20 protein-coding genes are annotated in these 22,434 nt (G+C 42.0%); 14 read left to right on the forward strand and 6 right to left on the reverse strand.

Going from position 1 to position 22,434, the window contains the following annotated elements:
* The first annotated feature begins 429 nt into the window (after window positions 1-429).
* The 7 genes from tig to ISP07_RS05645 all read left to right on the forward strand — a co-directional run bounded on the left by tig (window position 430) and on the right by ISP07_RS05645 (window position 9,578).
* Complete coding sequence (gene tig, locus ISP07_RS05615) at window positions 430-1,734, forward strand: trigger factor (protein WP_054553149.1); 1,305 nt, start codon at window positions 430-432, stop codon at window positions 1,732-1,734.
* A 273-nt stretch (window positions 1,735-2,007) separates the two neighbouring features.
* The gene (gene clpP, locus ISP07_RS05620; RefSeq protein ID WP_054553148.1) at window positions 2,008-2,625 is read left to right on the forward strand and encodes an ATP-dependent Clp endopeptidase proteolytic subunit ClpP; all 618 of its coding nucleotides are present in this window, start codon (window positions 2,008-2,010) and stop codon (window positions 2,623-2,625) included.
* A 135-nt stretch (window positions 2,626-2,760) separates the two neighbouring features.
* Window positions 2,761-4,044 carry an ATP-dependent protease ATP-binding subunit ClpX gene (gene clpX / locus ISP07_RS05625; protein ID WP_054553147.1) on the forward strand — a complete coding sequence of 428 codons (1,284 nt, stop codon included), beginning with the start codon at window positions 2,761-2,763 and terminating at the stop codon, window positions 4,042-4,044.
* A gap of 143 nt (window positions 4,045-4,187) precedes the next feature.
* Window positions 4,188-6,548 carry an endopeptidase La gene (lon, locus tag ISP07_RS05630; protein WP_209327059.1) on the forward strand — a complete coding sequence of 787 codons (2,361 nt, stop codon included), beginning with the start codon at window positions 4,188-4,190 and terminating at the stop codon, window positions 6,546-6,548.
* Between the two features lie 197 nt (window positions 6,549-6,745).
* Window positions 6,746-7,036: an HU family DNA-binding protein gene (locus tag ISP07_RS05635; RefSeq protein ID WP_175580427.1), complete on the forward strand. Its 291-nt coding sequence runs from the start codon at window positions 6,746-6,748 to the stop codon at window positions 7,034-7,036.
* 158 nt (window positions 7,037-7,194) lie between these two features.
* Window positions 7,195-9,096 carry a peptidylprolyl isomerase gene (gene ppiD / locus ISP07_RS05640; RefSeq protein ID WP_209327060.1) on the forward strand — a complete coding sequence of 634 codons (1,902 nt, stop codon included), beginning with the start codon at window positions 7,195-7,197 and terminating at the stop codon, window positions 9,094-9,096.
* Between the two features lie 83 nt (window positions 9,097-9,179).
* The gene (locus ISP07_RS05645; RefSeq protein ID WP_209327061.1) at window positions 9,180-9,578 is read left to right on the forward strand and encodes a GNAT family N-acetyltransferase; all 399 of its coding nucleotides are present in this window, start codon (window positions 9,180-9,182) and stop codon (window positions 9,576-9,578) included.
* A gap of 101 nt (window positions 9,579-9,679) precedes the next feature.
* Here the strand turns inward: ISP07_RS05645 and ISP07_RS05650 are convergent, their stop codons facing one another.
* From ISP07_RS05650 to pspF, 6 genes are read right to left on the reverse strand one after another with little or no spacing between them, the layout of a single operon-like run.
* Window positions 9,680-10,441 carry an ATP-binding cassette domain-containing protein gene (locus tag ISP07_RS05650; RefSeq protein WP_054553143.1) on the reverse strand — a complete coding sequence of 254 codons (762 nt, stop codon included), beginning with the start codon at window positions 10,439-10,441 and terminating at the stop codon, window positions 9,680-9,682.
* Window positions 10,441-11,433: an oligopeptide/dipeptide ABC transporter ATP-binding protein gene (locus ISP07_RS05655; RefSeq protein ID WP_209327062.1), complete on the reverse strand. Its 993-nt coding sequence runs from the start codon at window positions 11,431-11,433 to the stop codon at window positions 10,441-10,443. The genes ISP07_RS05650 and ISP07_RS05655 overlap by 1 nt, the downstream gene beginning before the upstream one ends.
* 2 nt (window positions 11,434-11,435) lie before the next feature.
* On the reverse strand, window positions 11,436-12,329 hold the full coding sequence (locus ISP07_RS05660; RefSeq protein WP_054553141.1) for an ABC transporter permease subunit: 894 nt from the start codon (window positions 12,327-12,329) through the stop codon (window positions 11,436-11,438).
* Entirely contained in the window at window positions 12,316-13,350 is a 1,035-nt protein-coding gene (locus tag ISP07_RS05665) for an ABC transporter permease (RefSeq protein WP_209327063.1), read from the reverse strand. Before ISP07_RS05665 ends, ISP07_RS05660 begins: the two co-directional genes overlap by 14 nt.
* Entirely contained in the window at window positions 13,350-14,957 is a 1,608-nt protein-coding gene (locus ISP07_RS05670; RefSeq protein WP_209327064.1) for an ABC transporter substrate-binding protein, read from the reverse strand. The genes ISP07_RS05665 and ISP07_RS05670 overlap by 1 nt, the downstream gene beginning before the upstream one ends.
* Window positions 14,958-14,972: 15 nt before the next feature.
* Entirely contained in the window at window positions 14,973-16,046 is a 1,074-nt protein-coding gene (gene pspF, locus ISP07_RS05675; protein ID WP_054562065.1) for a phage shock protein operon transcriptional activator, read from the reverse strand.
* A 188-nt stretch (window positions 16,047-16,234) separates the two neighbouring features.
* On the opposite strand from pspF, the gene pspA reads away from it, so the two are divergent.
* From pspA to phhA, 7 genes are all read left to right on the forward strand, one after another.
* Window positions 16,235-16,897: a phage shock protein PspA gene (gene pspA / locus ISP07_RS05680; RefSeq protein ID WP_054553137.1), complete on the forward strand. Its 663-nt coding sequence runs from the start codon at window positions 16,235-16,237 to the stop codon at window positions 16,895-16,897.
* Window positions 16,898-16,954: 57 nt separating this feature from the next.
* Entirely contained in the window at window positions 16,955-17,188 is a 234-nt protein-coding gene (gene pspB, locus ISP07_RS05685; RefSeq protein WP_036969793.1) for an envelope stress response membrane protein PspB, read from the forward strand.
* A complete protein-coding gene (gene pspC, locus ISP07_RS05690; protein WP_138599304.1) occupies window positions 17,185-17,586 on the forward strand; it encodes an envelope stress response membrane protein PspC in 402 nt (133 codons plus the stop codon). Before pspB ends, pspC begins: the two co-directional genes overlap by 4 nt.
* A gap of 62 nt (window positions 17,587-17,648) precedes the next feature.
* Window positions 17,649-19,061, forward strand: a complete 1,413-nt coding sequence (locus ISP07_RS05695; protein WP_209327065.1) for a YcjX family protein — start codon at window positions 17,649-17,651, stop codon at window positions 19,059-19,061.
* Window positions 19,058-20,092 carry a TIGR01620 family protein gene (locus tag ISP07_RS05700; RefSeq protein ID WP_209327066.1) on the forward strand — a complete coding sequence of 345 codons (1,035 nt, stop codon included), beginning with the start codon at window positions 19,058-19,060 and terminating at the stop codon, window positions 20,090-20,092. The genes ISP07_RS05695 and ISP07_RS05700 overlap by 4 nt, the downstream gene beginning before the upstream one ends.
* Window positions 20,093-20,226: 134 nt before the next feature.
* Window positions 20,227-21,408 carry a methionine gamma-lyase gene (gene megL / locus ISP07_RS05705; RefSeq protein WP_063529998.1) on the forward strand — a complete coding sequence of 394 codons (1,182 nt, stop codon included), beginning with the start codon at window positions 20,227-20,229 and terminating at the stop codon, window positions 21,406-21,408.
* 226 nt (window positions 21,409-21,634) lie between these two features.
* Window positions 21,635-22,432, forward strand: coding sequence for a phenylalanine 4-monooxygenase (phhA, locus tag ISP07_RS05710; protein WP_054553132.1), 798 nt, complete (start codon window positions 21,635-21,637; stop codon window positions 22,430-22,432).
* Window positions 22,433-22,434: the final 2 nt, after the last annotated feature.

The following is a 22,434-nucleotide window of genomic DNA, read 5'->3' on the forward strand; positions in this document are numbered from 1 at the left end:
GATTAGCGCAGTTTGGTAGCGCACTTGGTTTGGGTCCAAGGGGTCGCAGGTTCAAATCCTGCATCGCCGACCACTTTTAAGCTTTAATTCCTCATTCAAAGCTTCTTAAATTCAGAACACATTCTTTAAATCAGCTTAGTTGTCCTTTATTATTCCGTTGCGTTCGTTTTTTACGCACTTAAACGCTGATTGCTGCTATATAAGCCAAATAATTGCCCCCCAGACTCGACTATCATAAATATTAGGTTATAATGCCGCGTCTATTGTTTAACATAGTGCCCATAGGGGCAAAGCAGCAATGGTATCTCATGGTTACAATGCGCCGTTTTAAGTTGAAATATTCAGCGTTAAAACTTGCTATCACTCATGGAGATCACCTTGTTTGTAAGGAAGGCGAACAGTCGCCAAAATTGAAGATTGAGGTAAATCATGCAAGTTTCTGTTGAGACGACTCAAGGCCTTGAGCGCCGTCTGACCATCACCGTTCCTGCAGAGAACGTTGAGACTGAAGTAAAAAAACGCTTACAACAACTGTCTAAAACCCAGCGTATCGATGGTTTCCGTCCTGGTAAAGTACCAGCGTCTATCATCAACAAGCGTTACGGTGCTGCAGTACGTCAAGAAGTTGCTGGCGAATTAATGCAACGCAACTACATCGAAGCAATCGTTTCTGAAAAAATTAACCCAGCTGGTTCACCTACTTTCGCTCCTAAAGCGTTAGAAGCTGGTAAAGATTTAGAATTCGATGCAACTTTCGAAGTTTACCCAGAAGTTGAAATCCAAGGTTTAGATAAAATCGCTGTTGAAAAACCAGCTGTATCTGTAACTGACGAAGACCTAGCTAACATGCTAGAAACTTTACGTAAGCAACACGCTTCTTGGGCTGAAGTTGACGCAGCTGCTGGCGAGAACGACCGTGTAACTATCGACTTCGTTGGTTCTATCGAAGGCGAAGAGTTCGAAGGCGGTAAAGCTGAAGACTTCCCACTAGAACTTGGTCAAGGTCGTATGATCCCAGGTTTCGAAGACAACATCGTTGGCAAAAAAGCGGGCGAAGAAGTTGTTGCTGAAGTAACTTTCCCTGAAGAGTACCACGCTGAAAACCTTAAAGGTAAAGCAGCTACTTTCGCTATCACTGTTAAGAAAGTTGAAACTCAAGAGCTTCCTGAGCTTAACGACGAGTTCGCAACTAAATTCGGTGTAGCTGAAGGCGGTGTTGACGCTCTTAAAGAAGAAGTTAAAAAGAACATGACACGTGAGCTTGACCAAGCAGTTAAAGCTAACGTTAAAGATCAAGCTATCAAAGGTCTTTTAGCTAACAACGAAATCGAAGTGCCAAAAGCGCTAGTAGATCAAGAAATTGATGCACTACGTCAGCAAGCTGCACAACGTTTCGGTGGCGACGCTAAAAACATGCCTGAGCTTCCTGCTGAATTATTCCACGAGCAAGCTGTAACTCGCGTTAAGACTGGCCTATTACTAGGTGAAGTAATTAAAGCGAACGAGCTTAAAGTTGACGACGCTAAAGTTGAAGAGTTAATCGCAACTGTAGCTTCTGCATACGAAGATCCAACTGAAGTAGTAGAGTACTACAAAGCAAACGATCAGCTTATGCAGCAAATGCGCAACGTAGCGATGGAAGAGCAAGCAGTTGAAGCTATCCTAGCTAAAGCAAACGTGACTGACGTTGAAAAAGCATTCGACGATATCATGAATCCACAGCAAGGTGCTTAATAAGTCATTGACTTAAGCTCTCGCTAGCGATTAAATGGCTCGTGTTACCCTGTATTTATACAGCGTACTCGGGCCATTTTAGTTTGTGGTATCAGTTTCAAAAAAACCAACAATACTGATGTTATTTCAGAACTTTTTTCGACGAGGATTGAATTTGTTCTGATAAGTTCCTATATAGTTATAAAGATTGAATAGACAGCTTAATTTACATTAGTATAAATGTGCTTTCCTTATAGTAAGGATGAGTCGCAGCGGATAAGGAATTAAATAAGAATGAATAGCGGTATGATAGACCCTCTAAACGCACTAGTCCCTATGGTTGTTGAACAAACAGCTAAAGGTGAGCGCTCATATGATATTTACTCACGTCTTTTAAAAGAGCGCATTATTTTCTTAACTGGCCAAGTAGAAGATAACATGGCTAATTTGATTCTTGCGCAAATGCTGTTTTTAGAATCAGAAAACCCAGAAAAAGATATTTATCTTTATATCAATTCGCCAGGCGGTTCTGTGACTGCGGGTATGGCAATTTACGATACAATGAATTTTATCAAACCTGATGTAAGCACAATTTGTGTTGGCCAAGCGGCAAGCATGGGTGCATTTTTGCTATCAGGTGGTGCTAAAGGTAAGCGTTTTTGTTTACCTAACTCACGTGTAATGATCCACCAACCATTAGGTGGTTTCCAAGGTCAGGCATCTGACTTTGAAATTCATGCCCGTGAAATCTTATCAATTAAAGATAAGCTAAACCGTTTAATGGCTGAACATACTGGCCAGCCACTCGATGTGGTTTCTCGTGATACTGATCGCGACAACTTCATGAGCGCAAGCGAAGCGGTTGAATACGGCCTAGTTGATTCAGTATTTTCAAGCCGCGAATCGAAGTAATCTGAATAGCTAATAATAACGTATTGTTAGCTATCACCCTTTACTATGCGAAAACTAATATTCTTTGATATAGTTAAACATAGTGAATTAGCAGTGGCCTAGTGCTACTGCCAACGTAATAAATGAGGTAGCTGAATGTCTGACACTCCTACAGACGGCGACAAAAGTAATAAATTGTTATACTGCTCTTTCTGCGGCAAAAGCCAGCACGAAGTTCGCAAACTAATTGCTGGTCCTTCAGTATATATTTGCGATGAATGTGTTGAGCTGTGTAACGATATTATCAGGGAAGAAATCAAAGACATTGCGCCGAAGCATAATGCGTCTGATAAACTGCCTGTGCCGAAAGAAATTCGTAATCACTTAGATGATTACGTGATTGGCCAAGACCACGCGAAAAAAGTGCTGTCGGTTGCGGTATACAATCACTATAAACGTTTACGCAATCAAACAATCAATGCAGATATTGAGCTTGGTAAGAGTAATATTCTACTAATCGGTCCTACAGGTAGTGGTAAAACATTACTTGCTGAAACCATGGCTCGTTTACTTGATGTACCATTCACGATGGCGGATGCAACGACACTAACTGAAGCAGGTTATGTAGGTGAAGACGTTGAAAACATCATTCAAAAGCTACTGCAAAAATGTGATTACGACGTAGAAAAAGCACAACGTGGTATTGTTTACATCGATGAAATCGACAAGATTTCTCGTAAGTCTGACAATCCATCGATCACCCGTGACGTATCGGGCGAAGGTGTACAACAAGCCTTACTTAAGCTAATTGAAGGGACGGTTGCATCTGTGCCACCACAAGGCGGCCGTAAGCATCCTCAGCAAGAATTCTTGCAAGTTGATACATCTAAGATCCTATTTATCTGTGGCGGTGCGTTTGCAGGCCTAGATAAAGTGATTGAACAACGCAGCCATAAAAATACCGGTATTGGTTTTGGTGCTGAAGTTAAGCAATCATCAGGTAGCCGTAGCTTAAGTGAAACATTTAAAGATGTTGAACCAGAAGATTTAGTGAAATACGGTTTAATCCCTGAGTTCATTGGTCGTCTTCCAGTTGTTGCGACACTAACAGAACTAGATGAAGCAGCGCTTATTCAAATTCTTAGCGAACCAAAAAATGCATTAACTAAACAGTTCTCTGCATTGTTTGCGATGGAAGATGTTGAGCTTGAGTTCCGCGAAGATGCACTTAGCGCAATTGCTCATAAAGCAATGGAGCGTAAGACTGGTGCTCGTGGCTTACGTTCAATCGTTGAAGGCGTATTACTTGATACTATGTATGAATTACCTTCGATGGATGATGTTAGCAAAGTGGTTATTGATGAAACCGTTATTAAAGGTGAGTCAGACCCAATTTTGATTTACCAAAGCGGTAACCAAGACAAAGCTGCATCAGAATAAAGCTGTAATAGTTTAAAAGTTAAGCAGTTGAACACGAAAAAGGAGCCAAAGGCTCCTTTTTTTATAAATATGTTGAACTTTCCCTTACATATCCCCATATACTTGAGTAATCTTTAAAATAAATGAAGTGCGAAGAGAATATAATGACGCTTGAGAGAACAGATCGAGTCGAAATCCCCGTGTTGGCACTGCGCGATGTAGTGGTTTATCCACACATGGTGATCCCGCTATTTGTTGGTCGTGAAAAATCAATAAAATGCCTAGAAGCGGCGATGGACAAGGACAAACAAATTTTCCTAGTGGCGCAAAAAGACGCCTCTGTTGATGATCCGCAGCAAGATGATATCTACCGTGTTGGCACCATTGCCACAGTACTTCAGTTATTAAAGTTACCTGATGGCACCGTTAAAGTGCTTGTTGAAGGCACACAACGTGCAAGCGTTGAAACGTTTTTAGATAACGATGATTTCTTTGTGGCTGAAGCACAGTTCATCGAATCAAGTCATATCGACGAGCAAGAACAAGATATCTTTATTCGCAGCGCAATTAGCCAATTTGAAGGCTATGTAAAGCTTAATAAGAAGATCCCACCTGAAGTACTTACTTCTGTGTCTGGCATTGATGAAGCTGCGCGTCTTGCTGATACCATGGCAGCACACATGCCGCTTAAGGTACCTGAAAAGCAAAAAGTGCTTGAGATTGCCGATGTGACTGAGCGTCTTGAATACTTAATGGCGCTGATGGAAGGCGAGATTGACTTACTGCAAGTTGAGAAAAAAATCCGTACTCGCGTGAAAAAGCAGATGGAAAAGTCGCAGCGTGAGTATTACCTCAACGAGCAAATGAAAGCGATTCAAAAAGAGCTTGGCGAACTTGATGATGTACCCGATGAATTCGAAGCAATTAAAAAACGCATCGAAGAGTCTGGTATGCCTAAAGAAGCGCAAGAGAAAGCAAACGCTGAGTTATCTAAATTAAAAATGATGTCGCCGATGTCAGCGGAAGCAACCGTCGTGCGCTCGTATATTGATACGCTAATCAATGTACCTTGGAAAAAACGCTCTAAGGTGAAAAAAGACTTAGCTGGCGCACAAAAGATTTTAGATAGTGACCATTACGGCTTAGATAAAGTTAAAGAACGTATTATTGAGTATCTAGCGGTGCAACAGCGCACTAATAAGCTTAAAGGCCCAATTTTATGTTTAGTCGGTCCTCCTGGTGTAGGTAAAACTTCACTAGGTCAGTCAATCGCACGCTCTACTGGTCGTAAATATGTGCGTATGGCATTAGGTGGCGTTCGTGATGAAGCGGAAATCCGTGGTCACCGCCGTACTTACATTGGTTCTATGCCTGGTAAATTAATCCAGAACATGACTAAAGTTGGTGTAAAGAACCCGTTATTCTTATTAGATGAAATCGATAAGATGTCATCAGATATGCGTGGCGACCCTGCATCAGCATTACTTGAAGTACTTGATCCTGAGCAAAACAGCCATTTTGCCGATCACTACTTAGAAGTTGATTACGACTTATCTGACGTGATGTTTGTGGCAACATCAAATAGCTTTAATATCCCGGGTCCGTTATTAGACCGTATGGAAGTTATTCGCCTTTCGGGTTACACCGAAGACGAGAAGTTAAACATTGCTAAACAACACTTGATTCCAAAACAAGTTAAGCGCAATGGTTTAAAAGAGCATGAAGTTGAAATTGCTGATAGTGCAATCATTGGCATTATCCGCTACTACACACGTGAAGCGGGCGTTCGTAACTTAGAACGTGAAGTGTCAAAACTATGCCGTAAAGCAGTTAAAAACATCTTGCTTGATAAAGACACTAAAAAGGTCCTTATCGACGATAACAACCTTGAAGAGTTCCTAGGCGTACAACGCTTTGATTATGGTAAAGCAGAAGACGGTGACCGTATTGGCCAAGTAACGGGTCTTGCGTGGACTGAAGTAGGTGGTGATCTACTGACTATTGAATCTGCAGCTGTACCAGGTAAAGGCAAGCTAACCTTCACAGGTTCGCTTGGTGATGTAATGCAAGAGTCAATTCAGGCTGCGATGACAGTTGTTCGTAATCGTGCTGAAAAACTTCGTATTAATAGCGACTTCTATGAGAAACGTGACATTCATGTTCACGTGCCTGAAGGTGCAACACCAAAAGATGGCCCAAGTGCTGGTATTGCCATGGTAACTGGTTTGGTATCGAGCTTAACGGGTAATCCAGTGCGCTCAGATGTAGCAATGACAGGTGAAATCACATTACGTGGTGAAGTATTACCAATTGGTGGCTTAAAAGAAAAGCTACTGGCAGCGCATCGTGGTGGAATTAAAACCGTTATTATTCCAAAAATTAACGAACGTGACTTAAAAGAGATCCCAGACAACGTATTAGAGGGCCTTGAAATTCACCCAGTTACATGGATTGATGACGTTTTAAAACTGGCTTTGAAGCATCCTGTTGAGAGTTTTTCTGTCGAAACTGAAAAAAACCAGTAAAAAACCGCAAAAAAGTGCATTTAGGGGCTTTTCAAATACAAAGGGTATGATAAGTTAAGCACTAGTTTTCAAGCCTAGGCCTTATGTGGCCTAGGGTTGAGAAAAATATAATAAACTGAGCATAAACTTAATTTGCTCATAAATTTTCAAAACAGTGATGTTATTTTTTATAAAAACAATCGCTCTTGATAATAACAATGAAAGAGGATGATATTGTGAATAAATCTCAATTAATCGATCAAATCGCAGCTGACGCTGACATTTCTAAAGCGGCTGCAGGTCGTGCACTAGATTCATTCATCGAGGCTGTTTCAGGCGCTCTTAAAGATGGCGATTCAGTAGCGCTAGTTGGCTTTGGTACTTTCTCTGTACGTGAGCGTGCAGCGCGTTCAGGTCGTAACCCGCAAACTGGTGAGACTATCCAGATTGCTGCAGCAAACATTCCTTCTTTCAAAGCAGGTAAAGCGCTGAAAGACGCAGTAAACTAATCATTAAAGATTAGTTGGTGAGAGATACCTAATCACACTTAAATTGAATTTAGGTAACTTATCACCAGTTACTTCAAGTGAAAAAGCGTATCTGGTAAGATACGCTTTTTTTACATGAGCAGGGTTAATTTGTACCTGATCAGAATAGAGATAGATAAATGCTTGAGAAAATCAGAGAAGGTTCGCAGGGACCTGCAGCCAAAATTATTTTAGGCGCGGTGATTTTATCTTTTGCTTTAGCTGGGATCGGTGGTTATTTAGGACAAACCACAGAGCAACCCGTTGCAGAAGTAAATGGAGTTAAAATTAGCCAAACCGAATTCAGCCGTGCATACCAAAACGAACGTAACCGTTTAGAACAACAATTTGGTGAATACTTCGCACAAATCGCTGCTGATCCAAATTACATGGCACAAATTCGCCAAGGCGTAATCGACCGTTTAGTACAACAAGAATTGCAAACTCAACTAGCGGCAGAATTAGGTCTTCGTGTAAGCGACGAAAGTGTTCGTAAAGCAATTTTAGAAATGCCTTACTTCCAAGTAGGCGGCCAGTTTAGCAACGACCGCTACTTACAAGTTATTCGTCAAATGAATTTCCAACCAGATGCTTTCCGTGAATATTTACGTGAAGACATGACACGCAGCCAATTAGTAGGTGCTGTTGCTGGTACAGATTTCATCTTAGAAAATGAATTAAACAACAGCGTTGCTCTACAACAGCAAACGCGCAGTATTGATTACTTAGTTGTTGCTAAAGAATCATTACAAGCAGGTATCGAAGTAACAGAGCAAGAAATTGCTGATTACTATGAGTTGAATCAACCGCAATTCTTAGCACCAGAGCAAGTGTCTGTAAGCTACATTGACTTAAATGCAGCGAGCTTAACGCTTGATTCAAGTGTTTCAGAAGAAGATATCAAAGCTTACTATGATCAAAACAGTGCCCAATATGTTGAGCCTGAAAAACGTCGTGTATCGCACATCTTAATTGATAACAGCGAAGACGATGATGCAGCAAAAGCGAAAGCTGAAGAGCTACTAACGCAGTTACAAAACGGTGCTGATTTTGCTGAGCTAGCTGAGTCATCTTCTGATGACGTAGTGAGTGCAGAAATGGGCGGCGACCTAGACTGGATTGAGCGTGATATGATGGACCCTGCGTTTGAAGATGCAACGTATGCTCTTGAAAACAAAGGTGACATTTCTGACGTTGTAGAATCAGAGTTTGGTTATCACATCATCAAACTTACTGATATTCAAACACAGCAAGTTAAACCATATGCTGACGTAAAAGATGAGCTTCGCGCTGAACTTGAACGTACTAAGAAAATTAATGCGTTCTATGAAAAGCAAACTCAAATGGGTGAACTTGCGTTCGAAATTTCAGATACTTTAATTGATGCCGCAGAAGCAGCAGGCGTTGAAGTGCAGAAAACAGAACTTTTGACTCGCAATGCATTACCTGAGCCGCTAAACAACCCACAAGTTGTTACTGCTATTTTCTCACCTGAAGTGTTAGAAGATCGCATGAACTCAGAAGTAATTGAAGTAGGCGATGAACATGCTGTTGTTGTTCGTGTAAGCGATCACAAAGCTGCGACTACGAAAGCACTAGCAGATGTGTCTGAGCAAATTAAGGCGACGTTAGTTTCACAAAAAGCATCGGAGCTTGCTAAAGAAAAAGCACGCACTCTATACGCTGAGATCGAAGCTGGTAAGAGCCTAAACGAAGTTGCACAAGCTGAAGGCCTAACAGTACGCCAAGAAGCTGCACTTGCTCGTCAAGCTTACACAGTGTCACCAGCTATTGTTCAACAAGCTTTCAAAATGGCTCACCCACAAGGTGCACCAGAGGTTGAAGTTGTTGACCTAAACAATGGCGATGCGGCAATTGTTGCGCTAAAAGCAGTTAATCCAGCAGCTGATGTTGAGATTAATGAGCAACAAAAGCAAAACATCACGATGGCTCAAGTGAATAAAAACTACATGGTATTTATTGCAGCACTAAAAGCACAAGCTGAAGTGCAAGTACCAAAAGCGACTCAAGCTGCTGAATAATTAGCAAACTGAGTTAAATAAAAGGCGCCTACTGGCGCCTTTTTTGTTAACGTTAAAGGTAATGCAAGTTATAAGGAGCTTTTATGGAGTACAGTCTAATAGAGCAGCTACCAAGCGCAGAAGAATACTGTGATATGCGCCTTAAAGCTGGCTTATCAGCACGTTCATTAGCGGCTGCGAAGGCGGGGTTACCAAACTCTCTTTATGCTATTTGTATTCGTAAAAACGATGAGTTGATTGGCATGGGCCGCGTTATTGGTGATGGCGGTTGTAATTTTGAGGTAGTTGATATTGCCGTATCACCTGAATTTCAAGGTAAAGGTCTAGGGCGTGTCATTATGGAACATGTTGACCGCTACATTGAATCTGCCGCTTATGAAGGTAGTTATGTCACTATGGTCGCTGACAAACCTGGCTTTTACGAAAAGCTTGGCTACAAGTTTGTCGCACCACAAAGCCAAGGGATGTATAAAAAGTTTTGATATGAGTAAAGCTGCAAGGGGAGTGATCGAATCACTCAGTAGGAGGCGTTTTAACGCCGAATCAAACTGACAGCTTACGGCTGATAGCTGACAGCTCACTATCAACAGTTCAACAACTTCTGCGTCACCACCGATTGGGGATCTTGGAAAATCGCTTCGGTTTGGCCGTATTCAACAATCTCACCGTGATCAAGTACCACAAGTTGGTCGCTAATATGACGCACCAAACTTAGGTGATGCGTAATAAGTACATAGCTAAGGCCAGTGTCTTTTTGTAGACGTAGCAATAAGTTTACCGTTTGTGCGCGTACAGACGGGTCAAGGGACGATAACGCTTCATCGAGCACGACAACCTTAGGGTCTAAAATTAAAGCCCGTGCGAGCGCTATACGTTGTAATTGACCACTACTAAACATATGGGGGTAATAGTGTTGGTGGTCTAATAGCAAACCTACTTTTGCGAGAGTTTGCTTTATTTTATCTTCACGCTCTTCTTTGTTTAAATCAGTGTTGTACTGTAAACAGTCATTGAGCATATCGCCAATGGTTAAACCTGGATTCAAAGACGCTTCAGAGTCTTGGAAAATCAACCTAATATGGCGACAGTCGTTATCACGCAAGCCATCATTTTCGATGATATTGCCATCAAGTAAAATTTGCCCTTTATCTGCGTTATCAGCCCCTGCAAGCAATTTGGCGAGAGTACTTTTACCTGAGCCAGTTTCGCCAATAATGGCGATCGTCTCGCCTTGCCCTAAGCAAAACGAAATATCTTTTAATACAGTAAAGCTTCTACGTGAAAATAAACCGGCACGCAAATTAAAACTCTTTGATAATGCTTGAACTTTGAGTAGGGGCTGCATTATTTCATCGCCTTAATTAATGGGAAATGACAGGCGTAACTCTGGCTATGATGCTTGGTCAATTTCGGGGTAACGACACACTCTTTTTGTGCTTGTGGGCAACGTGGGCCTAAGCGGCAGCCAATAGGTAAATGTTGTAAAGTTGGAATGGTGCCTTTTAAAGCATAAAACGGCTCTTTGTGAGCAAGCCCTTGCTCATAATCAGGCAAACTTTTTAACAGTGCTTGGGTATAAGGATGTCGCGGCTGGCTAAAAATTTTGTTAGTCGGCCCAGCTTCAACCATCTGACCGCAGTATAAAACATGCATACCATGAGACCAATCTACAATTTCCTCAAGCTCGTGAGAAATCATCAAAATCGACATGTTCTTTAGCTGGTTCAAACTTTTTAACAGTCTAAATACTTGCGCACGCGTGGTGCTCTCAAGGGCGGTAGTTGGCTCATCGGCAATCAATAGTTTAGGGGTACGCGCAATGGCCATGGCAATCATCACTTTTTGACAAATACCTTCAGAGAGCTCATGAGGGTAGCTGTCGAGCACCTTCTTATGGTCTTTAATACCAACCTTGTGGATTAACGCTTTTACTCTGTCTTTTCGTTGTCTGTTTCGTTTTAAGAAAAAACCACTGGTTGCTTGTTCAGGTAAGGTCTCGGCAATTTGGTCGAATATCTTGGCAGTTGGATCTAGGCAGCGGCTTGGATCTTGGTAGATCATAGCAATGTCTTGACCTACGAGTTTACGGCGTTGCTCGTTAGATAAGCGCATTAAATCCACGCCACGCCAATGCATGCGGTCTGCAGTGATATGCCAACGTTTGTTTAAAACCCCAACAATGGCTTTTGCAATTAAGCTTTTACCTGAGCCAGACTCACCAACCAAAGCATGTACTTCGCCTTCTTTTAAGGTCATGCTGACTCTATCCACCGCACGAATCACGGTATCTGAAGTGCGTAACTCTATAGTGAGGTTACGAATATCGAGTAATTGCATAATTAGTCGGCCTTACGTTCTTTAAGCACTTGGCGTAAACCGTCACCTACTAAATTGGTAGACAGCACTGCTAAAAATAATAATACGCCTGGTAAGCCAACAGTCCAAGGGGCAAGGTAAATTAAACCTAGATTTTCAGCCAAAATAGCGCCCCATTCTGTGGTGGGGGGCTGGGCGCCCAATTTTAAAAAGCCAAGTGCCGAGATATCCAAAATCGCAGTAGAAAGCGCCATGGTAAAAATAACCACAATATGCTCGTAAATGTTCGGAAAAATACCACGAGCAAGAATATGCCAATTGGATGCGCCATCAAGCTTGAATGCTGTAATGTAATCTTTGTTCAGCTCTTCGACAATTAAGTTACGCACCGAGTGAATAAACTGAGGCAATAAAGCTAATATAATCGCCCAAACTGTATTCATTAAGCCAGGGCCAAGAATCGCAATAATAATTATGGCCAGTAATAATGATGGAATTGATAAGGTAATATCAAGCAAGTGATTTAAAAAGCTTGAGCGAATACCTTTGCTAATGCCTGCAAAGGTGCCCACTAACACACCTATCACTGTGGTGATCAAAGCTGCGACAACCGATAATCCAAAGGTGTAAGTTGCACCATTCATTAAACGTGACAATACATCTCGGCCTAAATCGTCGGTGCCTAATAAAAAGCGTACGTCACCTGCATCATGCCACGATGGCGGTAATAGCAGTGCATCGCTGTGTTGCTGGTTCACACCGTAAGGCGCCAGGAGTGGTGCAGACACTGCTAGTAATACTAAAGCAATAAACAACCATAAGCCCACAAGGGCAGGGTGATTGGTTTTAAATTTCTTCCAAAATCGCGCTAACGGCGATTTATTCGACTCTTCAGAGAATAAATTAAACTTTGCCATGAGCTTGGTTCCGCGATAATGGGTCGAATAAGGTATAAGTGAGCTCAGCAATAATGGTAGCTAAAATAACGAACATAGAAACAGCGAGTAAGCCACCTTGAATTGCAGGGTAGTCACGCTGATAAATACTATCGATAAGCCAACGACCAATGCCCGGCCATGAGAAAATAACCTCGGTGATCATCGCAAGGGTGATCAAGGTACTAAACTGTAGACCTATTTGTTTAATCACCGGTAGCAGCGCATTACGCAGAGCGTGGTGAATAATCAGCTGCCCACGGTTTAAGCCCTTTGCGCGCGCTGTTTTAATATAACTTTGATCGAGTACTTTCAGCATTGAATCACGGGTAAAGCGAACTAGTACTGTGGTCGGGTACATAGCAAGTACTATGGTAGGTAGTGTTAAATGATGGATTGCATCTAAAAATGCCATGCCATCATAGGGGAAATCAGCTAAAAAGATATCAATAAGTATAAAGCCGGTAACCGGTTCTATTTCGTAAAGAAGGCCCATGCGGCCCGACATAGGAAACCAGCCTAGTTGCAGTGAAAACACCATAATTAGTAACAATGCTAACCAAAAAACGGGCATTGAATAGCCAAAAAGTGTGCCGGAATTTATCAGTTTATCAGGCCAACGTTTGTAGTAGGCAGCGGCTAAAATACCACTTGGTACGCCAACTATGACGGATACAATGAGCGCATAAAGACTCAACTCGAGTGTTGCTGGAAATAAGTCTTTTATATGTTGAAATACACTCTCACCAGATGCAAAAGAAATTCCCCAATCCCCCTGAATAATGCGTTCTAAAAAGGCAAAGTATTGCACCACGTAGTTGTCGGTAAAGTGAAACTTTTCCTCTAACACACTGGTTTGCGAGAACGTACTATTAGTAATACCGCTTAAGTTAGTTAGCGCATCACCCGGGAACATAAAGCTCAATGAAAAGGTAAAAATACTCAGCGTCAGCATCATAAACATTAACAACGCTAGACGACGAAGAATATAATCAAAGATCATTATTCTTTCCTCGCGTTAGCTAGTGAAATGCCGCCGAATGGGCTTAAATTTATACCTTTTACGTCACTACTTGCTGCTTGAAAGCGCATACCATGGGCTATCGGCAAAATAGGCAGCTCTTGCACTATGATCCGCTGTGCCTGATTGTAGTATTGTTTTCGTTTTTCAAGATCTGTGGTGTCGAGGGCTTGAGTAAGTAATAAATCAAATTCAGGATGACACCAATTGGCAGGGTTTTTACCACTAAATGTTGCGGTGCAACTTAACAATGGGCTCATAAAATTATCAGGATCTGGCGTATCAGCAGCCCAACCAAGTAACACACTATCGTGTCTATGCTCACCAACGCGTTGTAAAAAGGTGTTCCACTCATACTCGACGATATTAACGTTTACACCAATCTTGCGTAAATCACTTTGCATCAGCTCAGCCATTTTACGGGCGTTTGGATTATAAATACGGCTTACCGGCATAGCCCAAATATTCATATCAAAGCCATTTTTGTAGCCAGCTTCTGCGAGCAAGGTTTTGGCAAGAGCTGGGTTAAATTCAGGCATGGCTTTTTGCGCTTCAAATGCCCATGAAGCTGGAGGCAGTAATGACTGTGCCTTAATGCCGTTACCGTAATACACCGCTTGCATGATTTTATCGACATCAATGGCGCTGGCGAGTGCTTGGCGTACACGTACATCATCAAAAGGCGGGCGCTCAGTATTAAAGGCCCAGTAACCAATATTTAAGTTTTGCTCTTTTTGAACTTTAATGTCTTCACGTTGCGATAAAATACTTAGCTGCGCGCTGCTTGGGTGCGCAGTCACATCACACTCTTTAGTGAGCATTTTCGCAACGCGAGTGGTGCCGTTTGGCGTAATGTCATACACCAGTTGTTCAAGTGCTACAGGATGTTTCCAGTAGTCTGGGTTGCGGTAATAGCGAATTAAACGGTCGCGACGATATTCTTTATATACATAAGGGCCAGTACCCACTGGGTATTGGTCAAATAAGTTTTCTTGTTTTCGCTCTTTAAGCTGCATGGCGTATTCTTCCGATAACACCACGGCAAAGTCGGTTGCAAGGTTTGCTAAAAAGCTGCTTTCAGCATTATAAAGCTCAAATCGTACTTGGTAATCAGAAACACGCACAATGCGACGAATAAGCTGATCAATACCCACACTTTGAAAATAAGGGTAACTGGCATCACCAACAAAGTGATAAGGGTTATAAACGTCGAATAAGCGGCTGAAAGTAAAAATTACATCATCAGCGTTAAAATCACGGCTTGGGGTAAAGTATTTTGTGGTATGAAATTTAACCCCTTTACGTAGGGTAAAGGTAATTGCTTTGCCGTCTGGGCTAATTTTCCAATCAGTTGCCAGCTCTGCTTTAAACTCGGCAGACACCGGATCAATACTTAACAGGCGATCATATAACTGGTTGGCGATAATATCGATAGTCGAACCTGTCGTTGTCACTTGCGGATTAAACGACACAGGGTTTGCTTCAGCGCAATAGACTAAGCCCTGGTTTTTTTGTTCTGTGGTTTTTTCTTCGTTATCTAGGCAGCCTACTAAGCACACCAAAGACAAAGCAAGTAACGGTTTAAACACCTGATTAGCCTCTAACTATTGCTGCTGATCTAATAAATTGTATTTTTTCAAATAGCCACGTAATTGATGATACGTTAATTCTAAGTGTTCTGCAGTTTTCTTTTGGTTAAATTGGCTATGTTCAAGCGCTTTTTTAATGACATCAATTTCAAAGTCGTTAGACAGCTGCTTTAAATTACAAGGAAATTGAATGTCGGGCTTATTGAGTGTCACGACGTCTTGATTTTGTGTTGTGGCGATAGGCGCAGCTTCGACATTTGCAACTGGGGCACTGCTAACGGCAGCTTTTACGCGCTGTTTAGGTCTAAATTTACTCGCAAATGGGTCTAAAATAATCTGGTGAACGGGAATATGTTCGTTACCATGACGATAGAGGCTACGTTCAACCACATTCTTTAATTCACGGATATTACCCGGCCACTCGTAAGATTGCAGCGTTTCGATGGCGCTACGCGTAAAGCCACTAAATAGTTCCCACTCAAGGTCGCGGGCCATGTTAATTGCAAATTGTTCTGCTAGTAACATGATATCTTCTTGGCGTTCACGCAGCGGGGGCAGGGTAATCACATCAAAGGCGAGGCGGTCGAGTAAGTCGCTTCTAAATTCGCCTTGCTCAGCTAGGGTTGGTAAGTCTTCATTGGTCGCACAGACTAAACGGGTATCGACTTTAACGGTTTGCTTACCACCAACGCGTTCAAATTCGCCGTATTCAATAACGCGTAGTAGTTTTTCTTGTACCATCGCCGAGGTATTGGCTAATTCATCAAGGAATAGCGTACCGCCATTAGCACGTTCAAAGCGGCCTTCGTGGCGTTTACTGGCACCGGTAAATGCACCACTTTCATGACCAAATAATTCACTTTCGAGCAGGTTTTCGTTAAGCGCTGCACAGTTGAGCTTTATATAGTTTTGGTCCCAACGCTTAGATAAAAAGTGCAAACGCGCAGCAATAAGTTCTTTACCAGTACCGCGCTCACCAATAATAAGGACTGGCTTTTCTAAACTGGCTAGTTGAGAAACTTGATCAAGCACACTTAAAAAACTGTCAGATTGGCCGAGTAAATTATCCTGCTGGCGAAATTGGCTCATATTCCCTAACTCTTAGTCATTTTTACTAAGATCTAGTGTATTTCATTATCTATGAGAACTAAAGAAATTTATAAATTTAGTTTAACTGTTTGAATATATTAAGTTATTCTAAGTTTATAAAAGTTGGCAAGCATATTGATACTAGATATACCAACTGATTAAGTTAAAACACCAAAGAGGTAAATGTTATGGGAATTTTTTCACGTTTTGCAGACATCGTTAATTCTAATATCAATGCCATCTTAGATAAAGCAGAAGACCCAGAAAAAATGGTTCGCCTGATCATCCAAGAGATGGAAGATACATTAGTAGAAGTTCGCTCTACATCAGCAAAAACACTTGCTGAGAAAAAAGAGCTAGTACGTCGCGTTGAAACTTTAAAAGTTCAAGTTGCAGACTGGCAAGAAAAAGCTGAATTAGCACTAAGCAAAGACCGTGATGATTTAGCACGTGCAGCACTGATTGAAAAGCAAAAGTCAGCAGATGCAGTCGCAGCGGTTGAAACTGAGCTTGAGCATGTAGAGTCTCACATCGAGAAACTACAGCAAGAAGTAAGCACCTTACAAGAGAAGCTTGCTGATGCAAAAGCGCGTCAAAAAGCAATCATCTTACGTCAACGCTCTGCTGAGTCACGTCTTGAAGTTAAAAAAGCACTCGACAGCTCTAAAGTTGAAGACGCTTTAAACCGCTTCGAACGTTACGAAACTAAGATCGATGGTCTAGAATCACAAATAGAGTCTTATGATCTTGGTAAAAAATCATTAGCTGACGAAATTGCTGGTCTTCAGCAAGACGAAAAGATTGATGATGAGCTAGCTGAGCTTAAGAAAAAACTAGCAGATAAAAAATAATAAATGGGGGCATGTCCCCCAATGCTTAAACACATAACGGATTGACAGGAGAGTACCATGTTCGACGCAGAAGTTTTGATGGCACCGATTATTGTTTTTATGGTGGTTGTTGCCCCACTTTGGCTGATTTTACATTACCGTAGTAAAAAACAAGTGAGCCAAGGTTTAAGTGAACACGAGCACCGCCAATTATTAGAGCTTGCACAAAAAGCAGATAAAATGGCAGAGCGTGTTGAAACATTAGAAGCCTTACTTGACCAAGAGGCTCCGCAGTGGAGACGTAAAGTATGAGTACCAAACGCGAATTATTTAGAGACGCAGAGCGTGGCAAAATAGCAGGTGTGTGCGCAGGTATCAGCGATTACTTTAACATGGAGCTTTGGCTAGTACGTATTTTAGTCGTGACAGCAGTGCTATTATCAGGTGGTCCATTTATTGTTGTTGCTTACATTGCTGCTTGGTTTATTTTAGATAAAAAACCAGCAGAAAAAACAGATAAAAGCACAGACAGCATTCACCAAGACCCGCTTGAAGTAAAATTTAAAGTATGGCAAAAAGGGGAACCACCTCGCCGTGCATTGCAAGACTTAAAAGATCGTCTTGCTCGAGTTGATGGTCGTTTACAAGAGATGGAACGCTATGTCACATCAACAGAATTTACGGTTAGCCGTGAAATCAACAAACTTTAAAGGATATATACGCACCTTGTTTGCATCGTGATACCCAGCGCAAATAAGGTGCTAGACACTTTATGAGCCAATCATTTGCAAAGAACACCTTTAATTCGTTAAAAAATAAAGCGGAAAAAGCCCTTCACCGTAGTTTAGATCAACACGTGAAGTTAGCCGTTACAGGCTTAAGTGGCAGCGGCAAAACCGCTTTTATTACCGCCTTGGTTAAACATTTAACCAGCCAAGCTGACGATAAAAACTTACCTTTTTTTGATGTGATGCGTGAAAAGCGTCATATCGCCACAAAAATAGTGCCGCAGCAAGCACTGACAATACCGACATTTGAATACACAAATGCATTATCAGCGTTATTACCTGTTGAAGGTGAGCCAGCTTGGCCTGCCTCTACCGAGCGTATAAATACGCTACGTTTGGCAATTAAGTACCAAAGTAACTCGGGGCTACGCGGTCACTTTGCACCGCAATCAACACTCTATTTAGACATTATTGATTACCCAGGTGAATGGCTACTTGATTTGCCAATGCTAGAGCAATCATTTGCTGATTGGTGTGAGTCACAATACTCACTCTTGCAGCAAACCGCACGCAATGAAAAAGCGAAGCCATTTTTAACAGCCCTTGCTGAACTTGATCTATCAGCCAGTGTTGATGAGAGCAAACTTGCTGATGTCGCTGCGCTTTATCAGCAGTTATTAGTGGGCCTTAAAAAAGACACCAAACTTGCCATGCTGCAACCTGGTCGCATGCTGATGCCAGGCGAGCTTAAAGGAGCGCCGCTACTGCAGTTTTTTCCGGTTACGAATGTGCCTGACGAAATAATCGAAGGGTCGAATCTAGCGCATCTTAAAAAGCGCTATAAAGCCTATGTAAAAGAGGTTGTAAAACCTTTTTACGAGCAGCATTTTCGTCATTTTGACCGACAAATTGTGCTAGTGGATGTGCTCAGTGCTTTGAATGAAGGCAGCGAAACCCTGCATGAGCAAAGCCGTGTTATTAACCAATTGTTGGCCCATTTTAATTATGGTGAAGCAAGCTTCTTTAAACGTTTGTTTAAACCAAACATCGACAAGCTACTGTTTGCGGCCAATAAGTCAGATCATATTAGTGCGCAATATCATAAAGACTTAGCGCTATTGCTTGATTCAATCGTGCATGACCAATCGAATCATTTAAAGTTCGAAGGCGTGCAAATCGAAACCATGGCAATGTCATCTATCTGCGCTACAGAGCCGCGCCAAGTGGCTGAAAAAGGCCAACAGTTAGCTTGTATTTATGGCAAGCCTTTAGGCGAACAAGAATGGCTAACGTATTTACCACCGCAACCACCGTCACGCCTGCTCAACAAACAAGAGTGGCCAAAACAGGGCTTTGAGTTCTTATCGTTTTCGCCACTGCCATGCCCTGATAAACGGTTAAAACATATTCGTTTAGATCATGTCATGCAGTACCTGATAGGAGATAAACTAACATGAGTGAGCAACCAAAGGAGATGAACTTTCAGGCAGGTCGCCGTATTTCAAGCTCTGCAAGTAATGAAGCGCCAGCGAAGGAGTTAACTGTTGCTAAAGTGATAGAAAACGCCGAATTTATCGACACTGAAGAAGATCAGCAAGATAGCATTGAGCTTGAGCCTGTGTATAAAAAGTCGAAATGGCAAACCCTAAAAGGGGTGTTTGTTGTTAGCTTTTTAGCGTTAGTGTTACTTGAGTTTGCGATGTCATTGTTTGTGACGTTTCAGCAATCAATTATTTTAGGTTCGGTGTATTTAACGGCTGTTCTCAGTGGTGTACTACTGATTGCCCGTGTTATTTGGCGCGAGTACCGTATGCTAAGAAGTTTGAAGCGTAATCAATTGCATCGTACCGAGGCCGACCGCTTACTTAATAGCGAGCAAGTAGGTGAAGCATTACCATGGCTAGAAAAGCTTAATAAACATCAAACGCTTACTGGGTTTGAAGAGTTTAAGCAACAAATAGCAAGTCACCATACCGATAAAGAAATCATGACCTTATACGCCGATAGCTTATTGGTAAGCCAAGATCAGCAAGCGAAAAAACTGATTAACCGTTTTGCCACTGAGTCTGGCTTATTGGTTGCGCTAAGCCCGTTGGCTTTAGTCGATATGATGGCGGTGCTATGGCGTGGCACTAAGCTTATTGAGCAAATTGGCCGTATTTACGGTATTGGTTTTGGTTATGCAAGCCGTATTAAATTGTACCGCTTATTAGTGAAACAAGTTTTGTTTGTTGGTAGTGCAGAGTTAGTTTCAGATTTAGCAGCAACGGCACTAAGCGCTGAATTACTGGGGAAATTGTCGGGCCGAGCAGCGCAAGGGCTAAGTGCTGGTATTTTTACCGCGCGTATAGGGTATAAAGCGATGGAGCTTAGTCGCCCGTTACCTCGCTTAGAGCATAAGCGCAGCTTGCTAAAAGAAACCGCCAATAGTATTGCCCGTAAAATTGCCTCACGTACCAGCGACAAAGAGAGCGAAAATCCAAAATGACAACTTTTGTGTACAGTTAATAAAAATGGCTGAGTGATATTTAGCCATCTGAGCATCCGGCATGCTTGTGCATTGTAGGTATCTACGTTTTATTTATGAGTATGAAGTACTGATAATAAAAACGAGAACACACAATGACTAAGCATCACTTACATACACAATGTATTCACGGTCCAGAAAAACCAAATGATCCACATGGCGCACTAAGTGCGCCACTTTACCAAACCTCTACCTTCTCTTTTGCTAATGCAGCCCAAGGTGCAGCCCGATTTGCTGGTGAAGAGCAGGGCTTTATCTATACCCGTTTGGGTAATCCGACAACCCAAGAGCTAGAACAAAAAGTGGCTCAGTTAGAAAACTGTGAAGCAGCGGCTGCCACAGCAACGGGTATGGGGGCGGTGTCTGCGTCTGTGCTTAGCTTTTTACAACAAGGTGACCACCTAGTCGCATCAAGCGCGTTATACGGTTGTACCTTTGCATTTTTTGCTCACATGTTGCCGCGCTTTGGTATCGAAGTTACTTTTGTTGATATGACCAACGAGGCTGAACTTCGCGGCGCGGTTAAAGCCAATTCAAAAATGATTTTTGCAGAAACGCCTATTAATCCGACCATGGCGGTGCTTGATCTAAGTTTAATTGCCGATGTTGCCAAGCAGCATCAACTGATAAGCGTTATCGACAATACCTTCTTAACGCCTCTGCTCCAGCAACCTACCTCGTTTGGTATTGATATTGTGGTACACAGCGCAACTAAATACCTAAATGGCCATGGTGATGTGGTAGCAGGACTCGTGTGCGGTACAGAGGAGCATATCAACCTGATAAAAATGACGGTGCTAAAAGATATTGGTGCAACGATTAGTCCTCATGATGCATGGTTAATTAATCGCGGTTTAAAAACCCTTGCTGTACGCATGGAGCGCCACTGTGCGAGTGCCCAAGTGGTTGCTGAATATTTAGAGCAGCACCCGTTGGTAAGCCAAGTTTATTACCCTGGGCTTAAATCACATCCGGGTCATCAATTTATTGGCTCGCAGATGAAAGCCGCTGGTGGTGTTATTGCCTTTGAAATAAAAGGCAGCCTTGAAGATGGCGAAACATTTATAAATAACACCCAGCTTTGCACTCTTGCTGTGAGTTTGGGGGATGCTGAAACCCTCATTCAACATCCTGCATCGATGACACATTCGCCTTATACACCTGAAGAAAGAGCAGCTGCAGGGATCAGTGATGGTTTAATTCGATTATCAGTTGGTCTTGAGGATGTTAACGATATTATTAACGATCTTAAAACTGCATTTACATTCATTGGTTAGGGTGTAATTTTAAGTTTACGGTTGTGCTTGCTTTTATCCCTTTAAAAATGTGGTGTGTAAACTTTTGGATCTGTTGGTGTAATTTTAACTTTACATTAAGGCTATTTCTGCAAACCTTAGAAACAGCCTTAACTATTAAAATTTCGCTTACTTTTACATAGTATCGGCTTAACAAGTTAATGAGATTCTGATCAATGCTGATCAAGATTTAACGAAGAAGGTTATTATGGCTAAAGCAAGTAATTACACCTCCAAGCAACCTGATGAAAATGGGGTTATCCATTGGAGCGAAGAAGAAAATAAAATATGGTCTGAGCTAGTTGCTCGCCAACTCGCTTGCATAGAAGGTAAAGCCTGTGATGAATATTTAGCAGGTCTTAAGAAAATTAATTTACCAACAGATCGTATTCCACAACTTAGTGAACTCAACGAAGTGTTACTCGAAACAACGGGCTGGCAAGTTGCGCCTGTTCCGGCACTGATCGATTTTGATGAGTTCTTTCGATTACTAGCAAACAAGCAGTTCCCAGTTGCGACCTTTATTCGCAGCCGTGAAGAGTTTGACTACTTACAAGAGCCAGATATCTTCCACGAGATTTTTGGTCATTGTGCGATGCTTACCAACCCAGCATTTGCTGAGTTTACACACAAATATGGTCAGTTAGGTTATGCCGCTGAAAAGAAAGATCGTGTTTATTTAGCACGCCTTTACTGGTTTACCGTTGAGTTTGGTTTAATGCAAACCGAACAAGGTCTGCGTATTTATGGTGGTGGTATTTTATCAAGCCCAGGCGAAACACAGTATGTGTATTCAGATAAGCCAGAAATCAATGCGATGAACGTTCTTGATGTATTACGTACACCTTATCGTATTGATATTATGCAGCCTGTGTACTACACCATTAACTCAATCAATGACTTATTTGATATTTCACAAATGGATATCATGTCGCTGGTGAGTAAAGCAAAAGAATTAGGGCTACATGAGCCAAAGTTTCCTCCTAAAGAAAAATTAGCAAGTTAAGG

Source organism: Pseudoalteromonas sp. PA2MD11, from assembly GCF_017808125.1.
Taxonomy (GTDB): domain Bacteria; phylum Pseudomonadota; class Gammaproteobacteria; order Enterobacterales; family Alteromonadaceae; genus Pseudoalteromonas; species Pseudoalteromonas simplex.